Here is a 15,770-nt window from a genome sequence, read left to right as displayed (position 1 = left end):
CCATACATAGCGCTAAGGCTTGCGCTGATTGCCTGAGTCATATGGCTGCGCGTTCCTTTTTTTGAGCAGAATCTCTCGAAACTATCATGTCGATACCTAGCTTGTTTTTCACATCACACATGACCGGCTCGCGACTTCGCATCGGCACTCCGCGTCTGATGCTGTTGAGCACATGCTTATGTTTCTGGATCGACGCTATCGCGGCCGACGGCCTGGTCAAGGCCGTACCGGAGGCCGACACTCAGTTGATTGCCAACGCTACGGCGGTAGATATCACTCGCACCCCCGGCCGGGGGCATGAGGGTTACAACGTCGCGTTCCTGTATGGCATGGGCCAGTCTGCGGATGTGAAAACGTTGTTGATGGGCAGCGACGTACTGCCGGGCATCTATCGGGTCGACATCTATGCAAACAACACGCTGGTCGGACGCCAGGATGTGGTCTTTTCCGAGAACCCCAAGTCCGGCGAGGTCGAGGCGTGTTTCAGCGAGGATCTGCTCAAGCAAGTCGGCATCAACACCGTGGCGTTGCACAGCGAGGGGAAGCTCAAGGCCGACACTGACTGCTATCGTCTGCCTGATCTGATTGATCAAGCCAGTGCGGTCTACGATTCGCCGCGATTGCGCTTGAACCTGAGCGTGCCGCAGGCCGCGATGACCCGCGAGCGCCGCGGTTATGTCGATCCTTCCGTGTGGGATTCCGGAGTCAGCCTTGGCTTCGTCAATTACAACCTCAATAGCCGCTACGACTACAGTTCCAGCAATGAAAGCCGGCAATCGACCAACCTGGGGCTGCGCATGGGGCTGAATGTGGGTGACTGGCGTCTGCGCAATAACTCTTCCCAGACTTCCAGTACCGGGCAACCGTCGAAGTTCACCAGCCAGAACACCTACCTGCAGCGGGACATCACGGGACTGAAAAGCCAACTGTGGCTAGGCGAGACCTACACCAATTCGCCGCTGTTCGACGGGGTACGTTTTCGCGGGGTGCAGATGGCCTCCGACGAAGGCATGAGTCCGGATAGCGAACAGGGTTATGCGCCAGTCATTCGAGGGAATGCCGAGTCCAACGCCACCGTTGAAGTGCGCCAGAACAATTATCTGATCTACAGCGCAAACGTCTCGCCAGGGCCTTTTGAAATCACCGACCTCTCGCCGTCCGGTTCCAACGGCGACCTGGAGGTGACCATCATCGAGGCGGATGGCCGCCGTCGGGTGATGCGCCAGGCGTTTTCCAGCCCACCCTTGATGGTGCGTGAAGGGCGGCTGCTGTATGACGCAACGCTGGGGGAGTTCCAGCAGGATTACGGTTCCAGTGAACGTCCGGTATTTGCCAATGGCTCGATGATGTATGGCCTGACCAGCGACCTGACCTTGGCCAGCGGTCTGCAGGCGGCTTCCGGCTTTCAGGCCTATAGCATGGGCGCTGGGATCAATACGCGTATCGGCGCAGTGTCCCTGGACGGAACCCAGTCCCACAGCAGCATTGAGGGTACGAGCAAGGCCGGCCAGCGCTTGCGCCTGCGCTATGCAAAATTCATCGAGAGCACCAACACTAACGTGTCGGTCAATGCCCAGCGCAGCCTCAATGAAAATTTCCGAAGCCTCTCCGACCACGTCTATGCCAGCAGCGCTGCACAGGGGCATGCGTGGTATTCGAGTGAGTTTCCTGATTATTCGTCGACTTCTTCTGCGTACTCGCGAACGCGTCTGGACGTCTATCTGGCGCAGAACCTGGGCAAGGACAATCGCTTTGGCAGCGTGTACCTCAACGGATCGGACGACCGCTATTGGAACAATTCAAGCTCACGCAGCTACTCGGCGGGCTATAGCAACTCCTGGCGCAGCCTGAGCTACAACGTGGGTGTGACCCACGCGCAGAACGTCAGCTCGTCGGTGTATAACAGTCGCTACAGCGACACCACCCTCACGCTTTCACTGTCCTTCCCGTTAGGTGGCGGGGAAAGGCCGCCGCAAGTGTTCATGAACAGCAGCCGGCAGCAGGGCGGCGATACCAGCCTGCAGACGGGCGTCACCGGGACTTTGCCCAGTGACCGTGACGTGAACTATTCGGTGGTCGCCGGCCGGGGAGCGGACGGAACCGGCAATGGCTCGGCATCGGTGGGCAGTAACACGTCCGTCGGCAACATGACGCTGGGTTACAGCTATGGCAATCAGTACCACTCGACTTCTCTGCAAGCCAACGGCGCTATCGTCGCCCATGCCGGAGGCGTCAACCTCGCCCAGCCGCTGAGCGAGACCTTTGCCTTGGTCAAGGTCGAACCGCGCATGGCGGACGTACCGGTGGCGAGCTACTCGGGGGTGAAAACCGGTGCCAACGGTTACGCGGTCGTCCCCAACGCTACGCCATACCGGGCGAACTGGCTGGGCCTAAGCGCGAATGGGATGAGTCCTGACGTCGAGATCGACACGGCCATGCAACAAGTGGTGCCGCGTCGTGGTGCTGCGGCATTGGCTACGTTCAAGTCCAGCAGTGGACGCCGGGTGCAGTTCGAGCTGTTCCGTCCGGATGGCAAGCTGATGCCCTTCGGTGCGACGGTGGATCATGACGACGGCCAGCGCCTGGGTATTGCCGATCCACGCGGACGGGTGCTCGCGTTGCTGAGCGATGAGCAGACTTCGGGTGAGCTGCTGATTAGCTGGGATAACAATCAGTGCCGCGTAAGGTTTGCTTTGCCGGAGAAAAAAGCCGGGGAGAACTATCAGAGTCTTTCTCTGAAGTGCAACGCAGTGACTCCGACGCCAGACAAGCCTGCACCTGCACCGAAAAAGATCAAGAGTGCCGTGCCGAGCATTGCGTTCTATCAGCCTCCGCAATAACCATCGACTTCGCCATGTCCATGAGCGTTATGGACCTCAATTGCGCGCCGCCCTCGAGGGCGGCGCTGCCTACAGAGCGCGAGGCTCAGAAGTAACTCAAGGTGATTCGGTAAGCGTCATGCGAAGCATCTTGGCTGAGAACAATACCTTTTCCCGTTGAACTCAGGTGCCGCCAGACAACCACATCAGTATCCATGCTTGCGGTGACCAGCGACGTCATTTCACTGCGCTCGCACTGGATGGCGAGCGCGGAGGGGAGGGTGGTGTGGAAGGGGGAGTGGAGGGGTTGGCATTGCGCCGCTTCTACGATTGCTCCGCTGAACTTAATCTTGCCCGTCGTAACGGCCTCTGCGTTGGCCTGATTAATCACGATAGGACTAATAAGCAATGTAAGTAACACCATTAGACCGGGTTTTATGGTATTCATGGTTTTCTCCTGCTAGTACTGGGTCGAGAATCGAACCAGGCTACTGCTATCTAATTCAACGGCACCTTTTTCATAAACTTTAGGGTCGGCTGATTAAATACAGTGCGCAGTAGCAGCGGAGCATTGATACGATCGGATCGTGTTCTGAGAGGTCTTATCCTGAATGGGGCTGCTTGATTCCCGCGTGACTTCGTTCAATACGGATATCGGACGGTGTCCTGCACTGGAATGGAATTATCTGTTGATGAGATTATCCATTGGAGTTCCGCGCGATCGACAAAAGTCGCATCGCAAATGGTGACTTTACCGCAACGAATGACCGACCCGGCGACCAGCTTTTCGCTGCCATAGATCAATGCAGAGAGAATCTGCGGGGAGTCGAGGCAAAAAGCCAGTGGGGCAAAGCTGTTCTGGTTGCTGAATTTCTCGTTGAGAATCAGTACATCAAACGGCGCATACGCATAATCTACCAAGCGCCGTAATTCCGTAATGGATTGCACTGGTGCAATCCGGTGATAGCCCAATTGGTTCAATACCCTTTCAATTCGCAAGCGAAAGAAATGCTGTTCATCGGCGATGAGAATTCGTGATGACTTATGTATCATTTTTACAGCCCTGCGCGGTAAGGTATGCAGTAGAGGAAACTTATTCCTACAACAGCCCAGCCTAACGATGCTGTAATTTTTATTATATGGGACGAGTATTAAAAACAGCGCGCACACAGTAGCGACGTCTACGAAACCCCGTGACGTTTCAATCAAAGACTCTTTGTAAGGTTGCCTAGCATCTCTTTTGCGGTAGAGACAACTTTGGAGTTCATTTCATAGGCTCGTTGAGTGGTGATCATGTTGACCATCTCTTCAACGGTACTCACGTTTGAGGTTTCCAAGGTGCTCTGCAATGTTGTGCCGATACCATTGACTCCTGGAGTGCCGACTTGAGGAGCCCCGCTGGCGGCGGTTTCCAGAAAGAGGTTGGCGCCTTGTGCTTGCAAGCCTGCCGGATTAATGAAATCGGCTATCTGCAGATTGCCAATCACCTGCGAGGCAGGGCTGCCGGCGACAGTGATCGATACAGTCCCGTCCTGGCCCACGGTGAATGTCTGGGCGTTGTTGGGGACAACGATCGCCGGTTCCAGGGCGAACCCATTCGCGGTGACGATCTGACCGTTTGCATTTAAGTGGAACGTACCGTCCCTCGTGTAGGAAAGGCTGCCGTCGGGTTGCAGTATCTGGAAAAAACCACGGCCGTTCAGCGCCAGGTCCAGAGGTTGACCGGTCGTTTGCAGGCTGCCGGCAGAGAAGTTTTTCTGGGTGCCGACGACATGCACCCCGGTGCCTAGTTGCAGGCCAGAGGGCAGTGCGCTGTTCTGGGTTGACTGTGCGCCTGGCTGTCGTTTGATCTGATAGACAAGGTCTTGAAACTCGGCGCGATCACGTTTGAAGCCGGTAGTCGAGACGTTCGCCAGGTTGTTGGAAATAGTGGTCAGGTTAGTGTCCTGGGCAGAAAGCCCGGTTTTTGCGACATACAGTGCAGGCAGCATCCAAATCTCCTTGGCGGCGGTGGTGCGGGGTCAGGATCTATCGGGTGGAGCAAACAATGGACTTCCGACCACGCCTCACGTCATCTGGAGCAACGTTTTGTTGATGGTGCTCTCGGTCGAAATCGTCTTGGCGTTTGCCTGGTAGTTGCTCTGGGCCTTGATCAGGTTCACCAGCTCGGTGGTCAGGTTAACGTTGGAGTTCTCCAGAGCATTGGCGACGATCGATCCCAGCGTTCCGGCCTGAGGGACGTCATAACCCGGCTGGCCAGAAGCGAAGGTTTCCTTCCAGGCAGTGCCACCCGCCGGCTGCAGGCCTTGCTCGTTGTTGAAACTGGCCAGCGACAGCTGGCCGATCGCTTTACTTTGTTGGTTGCTGAACGTGGCGAACATCACACCGCTACCGTCGATTTTCAGGCCGGTAATTTGCCCCGTCGCGTAACCATCGGTGATCGGCGGGTTGCGATAGCTGGCAGAGTTGTACTGTGTGATGTTGCCCATGTTGATCGCAACGCCACCCGGGTTGGCGGCAGCGCCGTTATCTTTCCATGCGCCATTGACCAGCGCGCCCGGCTTCCAGTCGGTAATCGTCAGGGTGGTCTTGGACGTGGTGGAGGGCGGTACTGTAATAGTCGAAAGGGTGCCCGACGTATCAAATGTCAACAGTGAGCCGCTGGGCGCGACACCGGCGGGGCCACTGATCGCCGTGCCGTCTGGATTGCGTCCATCGATCAGCGTGTAAGACATCCATTTGTTGGCGTCCGTCTTCACCATGTACTGCACCATAGCGTGCGAGTTGCCTTGGGTGTCGTACAAGGTGGTGCTGTATTGGGTCGTGAAGCTGCTGGTGTCGGTTGGGTCGAACGGCTTGGTGGCTTGGTTGATCGCCGGCGCAGACGCGTTCAGGTTGCTGGTGGAGTCCACCTTGCTGGAAGCCTTTGGCGGCAGGTTCGACAGGTTCAGCCGCAGGTCGGTCAACCCGCCCTTGATGATCTTGCCGTCGGCGTCTGCGGCGTAGCCTTGCAGGCGAGAGGTGCCCGTATTGTTGGTGATGTAGCCATCTTTGTCTGCGCTGAAGGCACCGTTACGGGTGTACTGCAGAGAGCCGTCGCTGCCTTTCTGCACAAAAAAACCACCGCCTTGGATCGCCATATCCAGTGTGCCGCCACTGCCGTTGACATCGCCTTGAGTGAACTGCTGGGACACAGCGGACAGGTTCACACCATTACCGATGGCGTTACGTCCAGTACCCAACTTGGCAGCCGCATAGATATCAGCAAATTCTGCACGGGATGATTTGAAACCGGTGGTGGCGACGTTGGCGATGTTATTGCCAGTGACATCCAACTGTTTGTTGGCCGCAAACAGCCCGCTGAGCCCAATATTAAAAGACATAGCCACTCCTTATTTTGCCATTCGGTTTGAATTTGAAGCAGGGGGCTGATCTGGCCGGGATTGAAGCATGGGGTTGCTGAGATACCTTTGGAGTATCTTTTTCAGGCCGTCAGTTAGTCATCCAAGCGCCCACCGCTTAATCGGCGATGACATTAGAGATGCTGATTGTGCGCAAAGAATGTCGGGTTTTATGGGAGGAACCGTGGAGGAATGATGGAGGTGTCAGATTTCTTGTGGGAGGCATAACTTAAACGGTGATCTGATGACCGACGTTACAAGGTACATTGTGTTCGCACTCTTCCAAGGACAGACAATGCTTATCGTATTCAGCGGCCTTCCGGGCACTGGAAAAACCACTATCGCCAAGGCCCTCGTTGCTACGACAGGCGCCCTCTACCTGCGGATCGATACGATCGAACAAGCGATTCGAAACTCCGGTGCTCTTGCGCAAGACGTGGGACGCAGTGGCTACATGGTCGCTAATGAACTTGCCCTGAGTAATCTTAGTCTAGGCCGTATGGTCATCGTTGATTGCGTAAATCCAGTCGTCGAAAGCCGAATGGCGTGGAGCGAAGCCGCCTCGAAAGCGGGTGTTCGGTTGGTAAATATTGAAGTGATTTGCTCGGATAAAAACGAACATCGGCGCCGGATAGAAACGAGGCTGGGTGATATTCCCGGGTTGATTCCACCAACCTGGCAATCTGTGTTGGATCACGAATATGAAGCGTGGGCCGAAGCGCCGTTTTGCATAGACACCGCGCTGACTTCGCCGGAGCAAGCAGTATCGATGCTCACCGAAGGCTTATTGCCCAGTGAGTAGTGGCGGCTAATGGGCGCTTAGTCTGCGGTGAGGGCAGGGGAGTTTGCGCACTTGCCTGCGGCGCGGCGCGAGCAACCGCTGTTTTCGCTAGCGAAAACGCTCGGCAGCGGGGTCAGCCAACAGCTCGTTCACCAGGTTGAATACGGTGTTCTTCACCGGACTGTCCAGATCAACCCAGGCAAGGCCGGTCGTTGCCCGGTAATCGCCCAACTCCAGGGGCTTGGACATCACGTTGGCGGGCAGGGCACGCCCGGCACGAGCCGGCAGTAACCCGACGCCGAGCCCGGCGGAAACCAGCGCGAGCATGGTGGTGAACTCGCCGAGTTCCGATGCTATTTCCAGCTGCGCGCCGTGGGTGCTCACGGCATGCATTAGGCCATCGTAAAATCCGGGTGCATAGCGTCTGCCGAGGACGAAAACGGGTACGTTTGCCAGCGCTGTGGGGTGCAGCGTGCCGCACACAGCCAGAGGATGATCGCCGTGCAAAGCCACTATGAAGGTCTCCCGCAGCACTTCCAGGGTTTGAATCCCCGGGGCCACGGCCGGCAAACGCATCAAGCCGAAATCGAGCTGGCCATTTTTCAGCGCCGCTGTCTGATCCGGGCCCGGCATGTCCTTGAGTTCCAGTTCAATCCGCGGGAATCGTTGATGCAGTGAGCGGATCAAGGTGGGCAGCAATTCGGGTAATACCGAGGAGACGAAACCTAAACGCACGCGACCTATTTCACCGCGCCCTGACGCCCTGGCCACGTCCGCTGCATGGGCCGCTTGATGCAAGGTCGCGCGCGCCTCCGGTAGGAAAATCAGTCCCACTTCGGTCAAAGCGACCGAGTGCCGACTGCGCTCGAACAGGCGCACCCCCAGTTCTTCCTCGAGCAACTTGATCTGCATGCTCAGCGCCGGTTGAACGATCGACAGTTGTTGCGCGGCTCGACCGAAGTGAAGCTCCTGAGCCAAGGTCACAAATGCTCTCAAATGTTTGATTTCCATCTGAATACTCCGAGCTTTCAGGGGCTGTTTCGCGCTTATCATGAATTTTGATCACGATATCATTAATGACGATTGGACGTGACCGCTGGGCTGCGATGAAGTGACGGCAAGGCCAAAAAACATAAATGGCCATTTGTGGAGAACAGCATGTCATTCAATACCAGTAGCTTCCAGCTTAACGGGCGCAGGGCCCTGATCACCGGTTCGGGCAAAGGCATCGGGCTTGAACTAGCCAGGGGCTTGGGAGCTGCGGGCGCCACTGTGGTGATCAATGATCGTAATAGTGACAGAGCGCAACTCATCGCAAGTCAATTGCGTGACGAGGGTGTAAGCACAGAGATCGCGGTGTTTGATGTCACCGATCAGGCTCAGGTTTTCGAAGTGATCAATAGCTTTGAGGCGCAGACCGGAGCCATCGATATCCTGGTGAACAATGCCGGCATTCAGCGGCGGGCACCGCTGGAAGATTTTGCCGCGAACGATTGGCACGAATTGATGCGGGTCAATCTAGACGGCGTCTTCCATGTGTCCCAGGCAGTCGCCCGGCACATGATTGCCCGGCGTCGCGGCAAGATCATCAATATCTGCTCGGTTCAGAGCGAATTGGCCCGGCCGACGATCGCTCCTTATGCGGCGTCGAAAGGTGCCGTGAAGATGCTCACCAAGGGCATGTGCGCCGAATGGGCGTGCCACGGTATTCAGGCCAATGGGTTGGCACCTGGCTATTTCGCGACGCAGATGAACCAGGCGCTGGTAGACAATCCGGAATTTTCCCAATGGCTGTGCAAACGCACGCCTGCGGGCCGTTGGGGGCGCGTCGAGGAGTTGTGTGGTGCCGCCGTATTTCTCGCATCCGCTGCCTCGGACTTCATCAACGGCCAAACGATCTTCGTCGACGGAGGCCTGACAAGCGTCGTTTGAATGTTACTCCCGCCGCAAACAACAACAACAATAACAGGGGACATCCATGAGCAACCTCAAAGAGCAGGTAGCGTCGCTGGTCGATATTGCCGGGCAGGCTACCGACGAAAATCGTCAACACGTCAAAACCAAAAGCTTCGCACCCAAGCGTTGGCGGTATCTGATTCCGCTAATTTTCATTACCTACAGCCTCGCGTATCTGGATCGCGCCAATTATGGCTTTGCCAGTGCTGCGGGCATCGAGCAGGACCTGGGTATCACCAAAAGCATGTCCTCGTTGATCGGGGCCCTGTTCTTTCTGGGCTACTTTTTCTTTCAGGTTCCGGGCGCTATCTACGCGCAGAAATACAGTGTGCGCAAATTGGTGTTCTGGAGCCTGATCTTGTGGGGCATCTGCGCGATGGCCACGGGGCTGGTGACCAATATTCCGATGTTGATGGTGATCAGGGTGTCGCTGGGCATCGTCGAGGCCGCAGTGATGCCCGCCATGCTGATTTTCATCAGTAACTGGTTCACCCGCAAGGAACGCTCGCGTGCCAATACGTTTCTGGTTCTCGGCAATCCGGTCACCGTACTTTGGATGTCGGTGGTCTCGGGCTATTTGATTCACGCGTGGGGCTGGCGCGAGATGTTCGTGATTGAAGGCGCGCCAGCAGTGTTGTGGGCGTTCATCTGGTGGCGGCTGGCGCGGGACAAGCCCGAGCAGGTCGACTGGCTGACTCAGCAGGAAAAAAACCAGCTGGCCGCGACACTGGCAAACGAACAGAAAGGCATGAAGGTGGTGCGTAATTACCGCCAGGCGTTTACCAGCCCGGTGGTGATCCAACTGTGCTGCGTCCACGCGCTGTGGAGCATCGGGGTTTACGGATTCATCATGTGGCTGCCGACGATCATCAAACAAGCCGCGGCTGCGGATATTGTCACGGTAGGCTGGTTGAGCGCTGTGCCTTATGTCGCGGCCGTGGCCGCCATGCTTGCGGTGTCTTGGATGTCAGATAAATCCCAGCAGCGTAAACATTTTGTCTGGCCGCTTCTGGCGCTGGGTGCGCTGGCATTTTTCTGCTCCTACTTGCTTGGCCCGAGCCATTTCTGGTTGTCGTTTGCTTTGCTGAGCATCGCCGGGGCGGCTTTGTACGCGCCTTACGGACCATTTTTTGCGCTGATCCCGGAAATTCTGCCCTCCAATGTTTTCGGTGGCGCAATTGGTTTGATCAACGCTTGCGGGGCATTAGGTGCCTTTGTGGGCTCATGGATTGTCGGCTACCTGATCGGCCTTACCGGCAACCCCGGAGCGGCCTATATTTTCATGACCGTCGGCGTACTGTCCTCGGCGTTGCTCATGGCTTGGGTGAAGGTGCGGCGATGAGACACAAAATTGACTGCGCGGTTGTCAGCGATCCTGGCAATGCGTCAGTAGCCGTTCTGGTGATCCGCGATCAGTGCCGCCCTCAAAATCCTTGAGCAGGGCAGCGGTGTGGCTCAAGCGTTGATGGACAAGATTTGCGGGGGGGCAGGGGAGACAACGGAGAGGATTTCCGAGTCGAACTGACGCAGATTGGCTACGGCTTGGCCCCGCTATTCGTCAGCAAAATGCCTTGACCCTTATTGACAGCCAAGCGGTATGGGGAAATACTCACCTCTATATTCATATATATGACTAGATAACAAGGTGAATAAAGTCGATGAATGCTCTTTCCAGTGATGTTCGCCTGCCGCTTTACCAACGCCTGCGTGACCATTTGGCTGAACAGATCGCCAACAATCGCTGGCGTCCGGGGGAAGCGATTCCCACCGAAGCTGCGCTTTCAGCGGAATACCAACTGTCTACTGGCACCGTGCGCAAAGCGGTCGATGCATTGGTCAGTGAAGGTATCCTGGAACGTCAGCAAGGTCGAGGCACTTTCATTCGCCGGCCTCAGTTCCAATCTTCGCTGTTCCGATTCTTCCGTTTTCAAACCGCTGCCGGCGAGCGCCGGGTGCCAGAGAGTCGCATCCTGTCGATCGAACCGGTGGCCGCGCCCTCGGCGGTGGCCCAGGCGTTGGGGCTGCCACTCGACGCGCCGGTGATCCGCATTGTTCGTGTGCGTCTGCTCGATGTTCAGCCGGTGCTCGCCGAAGAAATCTGGTTGCCCCGCAACCGCTTTCAGCCGCTGCTGGAGATCGACCTGAGTAGCAAAGGGCCGCTGTTGTATCCGATCTATGAAGAGGTCTGCGGTCAGGTCGTCGCCTCGGCCGAAGAAACGCTGACCGCTGAATCGGTGAATGACGTGCACGCGCGATTGCTGCAAGTCCCGGTCAACAGCCCGGTGGTGGTGATCGAGAGGCTGGCGCGTGATTACGCCGGCACACCGCTGGAGTGGCGTCGTTCTCGCGGGCATGCCGAGCACTTCCGTTACCGCGTGGATATTCGCTGACCCGTGCCTGGGTAGCGTTTCGTTCAGCGGCGAGTCGGTCGCCGCTGGTTTGATCGTTTTGTTTGTTCTGACTGGCCTCGTAGCGGCGCGGTTCGCTCTCGGCTGCCTCACGTTCCACCTATAAGGATAAGAATCATGTTTAGCTGGTATCGCCAAGTCACTCCTCGGGAGCGCAAGACGTTTTGGGCCTGCTTCGGCGGATGGTCGCTCGACGCGCTGGAGGTACAAATGTTCGGCCTGGCGATTCCTGCGTTGATCGCCGCGTTCGCCCTGACCAAGGGCGACGCGGGGCTGATCAGTGGTGTCACCCTGGTCACTTCAGCCATTGGTGGCTGGGTAGGGGGGACGTTGTCCGACCGCTACGGCCGGGTACGCACACTTCAGTGGATGATTTTGTGGTTCTCGGTCTTCACCTTTCTGTCCGCGTTCGTGACGGGATTCAATCAGCTCTTGATCGTCAAAGCGCTCCAGGGTTTTGGCATCGGTGGCGAATGGGCTGCCGGCGCAGTGCTGATGGCTGAGACAATCAACCCTCAATATCGCGGCAAGGTCATGGGAACGGTACAAAGCGCCTGGGCCGTAGGTTGGGGTCTGGCGGTAGGGGTGTTTACGCTGATTTACTCCTTTGTACCGCAGGACATGGCCTGGCGTGTGATGTTCCTGGTCGGATTGCTGCCGTCGTTCCTGATCATCTGGGTACGTCGCAACGTCGAGGAGCCCGACAGCTTCCAGCGCCTGCAAAAAGAAAACGCCATCCCGCAAAGCTTCTTCAAATCCCTGGCCGGCATTTTCCGCCCTGAACTCATCCGCGTGACGCTGTTCGGTGGCCTGTTGGGCCTCGGCGCGCACGGCGGCTACCACGCAGTGATGACCTGGCTGCCGACGTTCCTCAAGACAGAGCGCAACCTGTCGGTGCTGAACTCTGGCGGCTACCTGGCGGTGATTATCTTCGCCTTCTGGTGTGGCTGTGTGGTCAGCGGATTTTTGATCGACCGTATTGGCCGTCGCAAAAACATCGTGTTGTTTGCGTTGTGCTGTGTCGTCACCGTGCAGTGTTATGTTTTCCTGCCGCTGACCAATACCCAGATGCTGTTCCTGGGGTTTCCGCTCGGCTTCTTCGCCGCTGGCATTCCGGCGAGTCTTGGTGCGCTGTTCAACGAGTTGTATCCAGCGGACGTGCGCGGCGCCGGTGTCGGTTTCTGCTACAACTTTGGCCGAGTACTTTCCGCGGTGTTCCCGTTCCTGGTCGGCCACATGAGCGACTCCATGTCCTTGGGGTCTGCAATTGGCATCGACGCAGGGGTCGCCTACGGTGTGGCGGTGATCGCGGCACTTTGCCTGCCGGAAACCCGTGGGCGCAGTCTCGAGGCCTCGACTGCACCGGTGCAAACCACGGTCGACGGCAACGAGACCGCCCGGGCCTGATGACCATTACCTTCGATAGATGAAATCCATGCCTGATACCTGTCCTGCGCCGATCACCGGCATCGACTCCCACGCTCATGTGTTCAGCCGCGAGCTGAACCTGGCCGCTGCACGACGCTATACCCCTGGCTACGACGCCACACTTGCGCAGTATCTGAAGCACTTGCAAACCCATGGCCTGAGTCATGGTGTATTGGTGCAGCCGAGTTTTCTCGGTACCGACAATAACTACCTGCTGGCGGCGCTGAGGCAGGTGCCGGAACGATTGCGAGGGGTGGTGGTGCTGGAGCGAGGTGTCAGCCGCGTCATGTTGAACGACATGGCTCGGCTGGGTGTGGTCGGCATTCGCTTGAACCTCATGGGCAAAGCCTTGCCTGACTTTCACGATGCTGCCTGGAAGGACTTCTTCGGCCACATCGCTGAACTGGACTGGCACGTGGAGTTGCACCGCCAGGTGGAGGATTTACCGAAACTGATTCGTCAGCTGATGCCGTTTGGGATCAAACTCGTCATCGATCACTTGGGGCGTCCGGACGCGCGTTTTGGCCTTGATCAGCCAGGTTTTTCCGAGGTGCTGGAACTGGGGCTGAGCGGGCAAGTGTGGATGAAGGTGTCCGGTATCTATCGACTGGAAGGTACGCCACAACAGAACCTCGAGTTTGCCCGGATGGCGTTACCGCTGCTGGAGCAGAGCTTCGGCCGTCGCCGTTTGGTGTGGGGCAGCGACTGGCCGCACACGCAACATGAAGAAGGCGTCGGTTTCGATACGGTGATCGATCAACTTCAAGCACTGGAGTGCTCGACGGAGCTTATGCGTGCGCTGCTAGTGGACTCGCCACGGATGTTATTCGGGTTTGCAAAAGGCGAAAGTTGAAACTTACGCGTAAATTTCTGGCTACTTCAGACCTTTCTTAGTTGTAGAGTGGGAGAAAGGAATGAAGGAGTATATTAATAACTCAACTAAATGACTATTTAGTTGAGTTATTAATAGCAGTCATGAGAGAGGGGGCTGGAGTAGGGTATACGCTCACTTTAACGAGGACCTGAACAACGATTTTATGTGCTGTAACGAAGTCTGGTCTGAGGGTTCAACTGTCACGAAATGCTGGAGTTGCCACCGCTGAGTCTGTAACGCTTGCTTGGCAATAGGTCGGCTCCAGGGCGGATACACACGTAAAGCACGCTTGCCACCGACGCCATTTATGGACATCACGCCATGGGACAGCAACGTTGCACGGTCAAATACAAACTGACCACTTTGTTCGGTGCCAGTCGCGTGGATCACAACGAAGTCGATATTATCGTTGCTATCCAGCGGAGTAATCACACTCGTTGCACAGGGTCGTTTCCACAGCGTCACGAACTGACCAATCTTGGTCGGCGTGGTTTTGGCGACACGGAACACAACCTGGCGAGTACCCAGCATGAATCGACAACCGCCATACTCTCTAGCCTCAACGTCAGGAGAAATATCTTCCGAGCATTTCAAGCCAGCCGGCAGATAAACCGCATCAATCGCAGCAAACAAACAACTCGGTACGACTGACGTGCCCATGGATGGAACCTTGATGGATTGGATTGCAGCAGATGCGAGCGTAGCGAGAAGATGTGTGTATTGCAGCGAACACATCAACAGACGCCACTGGTTCTAAAAGAAGCGTACCACCCACCCAAAGTCAGAATCTACTGCGGGTGATAATAGGCATAGTAGGGTGTTGGGGTGGTTTATTAATTACTGAATTTATTACGCTTTTTTAATAAATTGCTTTCACTGTGTTGCGGTAAGCACAAAGTGAGTTTTGTTGCGTGGGAAATTTTTAATGCGCAACATTCTTGGCTTAATTCAGCTCACAATTGGATGAAGAATGGGGGCTAATGTTGCTGTTCGGTCCGTTGCGCTTACCGGCAGACTTCGAAGCGGTAGCCCAAGCAGTTGTCACGGTATGGCAGCAGACTACTCATTTGGCTCAGGGCATGGCAGAGCGATCGCTTGCCCGGCAGCGCCAGGTGCCGGCCGAGGGGCTGGTTAGCCTTAAAGCCCGCGCCCGGCTGCAAGTTTTCCAAAAGCGGCGGCGACCTGCGTAACGCTGCACATCCGCTCAGGCCTCGTGTTTCGATTCATAGCCTGTTTCGGGCACCCACTTTGATTTCAAGCTGCCAAGAAACGCTCCATCGGAGTGTTGTCCAGCATTCGCCTTTAAAGCTCATGCTTTGCCGCAGCCCATCCTCACAGATCAGTGAGAGCGATCTTTTGCGTCCAAAAGCAGCAGAGCGCTGGGTTTTTAGGATTTCGATATCCCGATTCTTTTACTTGAGCAGAGCTTTGAGTTCCTGGATATCACGCTTATCGGAGGTAATCGTATTGGCACCTGCCGATGTTGAACCCTGACGCTCCTGACGAACCCGGTGGATGCTACGACTCAAGGCTGTAGGGACAATATCCAAACTGGAACAGACCTCGAGAACAGACGGCTCATCGTCCAGCACCATGCTGGCAGCCTTGAGCTTGAACTCTCTCGAATAAGATTCACGCATATCCAAACACCTCAGATCTGGGCGCCATCACAGCGCCCGATTGATGTGTCCAAAATTATTGGGTCAGTTCACATATCGTTCCTGGGGGCATACAAGGAGTCCTAAATTAGAGGCAGAGACAGCTCAATAAATAGCTGATGTCAGTAAGAAATGAAGGAAGCCACTTGCTCAACGAAGGCAATTGGCCATACGCTACGGAGCGTGGGAGATCACACGAATATAAGAAACATAAGCATGGAGCAAGCCCGGATAAAACTCTCTACCCTTTTGGTCGCCGCTTTTCCCTACCTCCGTCGCTACCTTTGCGCACACAGGTGCTGGGCTTCTTATATGCATCGCGCGGTGGTTGAGATTCGCCTGGATACGTTTCATGTTTTGACCGTAAAGGGGTGCATCAAACTGTGGAATCGTCGCGTTCGAATTGTCCGTTGCTCAGTACCTCGCCAAAGAAATGCAAGACATT

The 15,770-nt window shown here is 56.2% G+C and carries 14 protein-coding genes; 7 read left to right on the top strand and 7 right to left on the bottom strand.

The genetic code is table 11. The features are described from left to right. Positions 1-86: 86 nt before the first annotated feature. Positions 87-2,840 (top strand): fimbria/pilus outer membrane usher protein, encoded by a 2,754-nt coding sequence (locus C8K66_RS02200; RefSeq protein WP_256590891.1) that lies wholly within the window; start codon positions 87-89, stop codon positions 2,838-2,840. An 85-nt stretch (positions 2,841-2,925) separates the two neighbouring features. On the opposite strand, the gene C8K66_RS02195 is transcribed toward C8K66_RS02200, so the two are convergent. The 4 genes from C8K66_RS02195 to flgE all read right to left on the bottom strand — a co-directional run bounded on the left by C8K66_RS02195 (position 2,926) and on the right by flgE (position 6,202). Beyond that, positions 2,926-3,267 (bottom strand): hypothetical protein, encoded by a 342-nt coding sequence (locus C8K66_RS02195; protein ID WP_108524158.1) that lies wholly within the window; start codon positions 3,265-3,267, stop codon positions 2,926-2,928. Between the two features lie 194 nt (positions 3,268-3,461). After that, positions 3,462-3,872 (bottom strand): response regulator, encoded by a 411-nt coding sequence (locus C8K66_RS30505; RefSeq protein WP_132849932.1) that lies wholly within the window; start codon positions 3,870-3,872, stop codon positions 3,462-3,464. A gap of 152 nt (positions 3,873-4,024) precedes the next feature. Further along, positions 4,025-4,810, bottom strand: coding sequence for a flagellar basal-body rod protein FlgG (flgG, locus tag C8K66_RS02185; RefSeq protein WP_057004138.1), 786 nt, complete (start codon positions 4,808-4,810; stop codon positions 4,025-4,027). 75 nt (positions 4,811-4,885) lie between these two features. Next, positions 4,886-6,202 (bottom strand): flagellar hook protein FlgE, encoded by a 1,317-nt coding sequence (gene flgE, locus C8K66_RS02180; RefSeq protein WP_057004137.1) that lies wholly within the window; start codon positions 6,200-6,202, stop codon positions 4,886-4,888. Between the two features lie 313 nt (positions 6,203-6,515). On the opposite strand from flgE, the gene C8K66_RS02175 reads away from it, so the two are divergent. Then, positions 6,516-7,022, top strand: coding sequence for an AAA family ATPase (locus tag C8K66_RS02175; RefSeq protein WP_108524269.1), 507 nt, complete (start codon positions 6,516-6,518; stop codon positions 7,020-7,022). Positions 7,023-7,109: 87 nt separating this feature from the next. Here the strand turns inward: C8K66_RS02175 and C8K66_RS02170 are convergent, their stop codons facing one another. Further along, the gene (locus C8K66_RS02170) at positions 7,110-8,012 is read right to left on the bottom strand and encodes a LysR family transcriptional regulator (RefSeq protein ID WP_046383487.1); all 903 of its coding nucleotides are present in this window, start codon (positions 8,010-8,012) and stop codon (positions 7,110-7,112) included. Positions 8,013-8,159: 147 nt separating this feature from the next. Here C8K66_RS02170 and C8K66_RS02165 point away from each other — a divergent pair, with 147 nt between their 5' ends. The 5 genes from C8K66_RS02165 (at position 8,160) to C8K66_RS02145 (ending at position 13,646) form a co-directional block, all read left to right on the top strand. After that, entirely contained in the window at positions 8,160-8,933 is a 774-nt protein-coding gene (locus tag C8K66_RS02165; protein WP_046383486.1) for an SDR family NAD(P)-dependent oxidoreductase, read from the top strand. A 46-nt stretch (positions 8,934-8,979) separates the two neighbouring features. Then, positions 8,980-10,299 (top strand): MFS transporter, encoded by a 1,320-nt coding sequence (locus C8K66_RS02160; RefSeq protein ID WP_108524157.1) that lies wholly within the window; start codon positions 8,980-8,982, stop codon positions 10,297-10,299. A gap of 316 nt (positions 10,300-10,615) precedes the next feature. Then, the gene (locus C8K66_RS02155; RefSeq protein WP_046383484.1) at positions 10,616-11,347 is read left to right on the top strand and encodes a GntR family transcriptional regulator; all 732 of its coding nucleotides are present in this window, start codon (positions 10,616-10,618) and stop codon (positions 11,345-11,347) included. A 135-nt stretch (positions 11,348-11,482) separates the two neighbouring features. Beyond that, a complete protein-coding gene (locus tag C8K66_RS02150) occupies positions 11,483-12,772 on the top strand; it encodes an MFS transporter (protein WP_046383483.1) in 1,290 nt (429 codons plus the stop codon). A gap of 28 nt (positions 12,773-12,800) precedes the next feature. Beyond that, positions 12,801-13,646 carry an amidohydrolase gene (locus tag C8K66_RS02145; protein ID WP_057004135.1) on the top strand — a complete coding sequence of 282 codons (846 nt, stop codon included), beginning with the start codon at positions 12,801-12,803 and terminating at the stop codon, positions 13,644-13,646. A 153-nt stretch (positions 13,647-13,799) separates the two neighbouring features. On the opposite strand, the gene C8K66_RS02140 is transcribed toward C8K66_RS02145, so the two are convergent. After that, positions 13,800-14,402, bottom strand: a complete 603-nt coding sequence (locus C8K66_RS02140) for a MepB family protein (RefSeq protein ID WP_232565607.1) — start codon at positions 14,400-14,402, stop codon at positions 13,800-13,802. Positions 14,403-15,079: 677 nt separating this feature from the next. Then, the gene (locus C8K66_RS02130; RefSeq protein ID WP_108524155.1) at positions 15,080-15,307 is read right to left on the bottom strand and encodes a transposase; all 228 of its coding nucleotides are present in this window, start codon (positions 15,305-15,307) and stop codon (positions 15,080-15,082) included. Positions 15,308-15,770 lie beyond the last annotated feature (463 nt).

The organism is Pseudomonas sp. GV105 (assembly GCF_003058185.1).
In the GTDB taxonomy this organism is placed as follows: Bacteria; Pseudomonadota; Gammaproteobacteria; order Pseudomonadales; family Pseudomonadaceae; genus Aquipseudomonas; species Aquipseudomonas veronii.
Note: the sequence above shows the minus strand (reverse complement) of the source record. Positions and strands in the feature narration are given on the sequence as shown.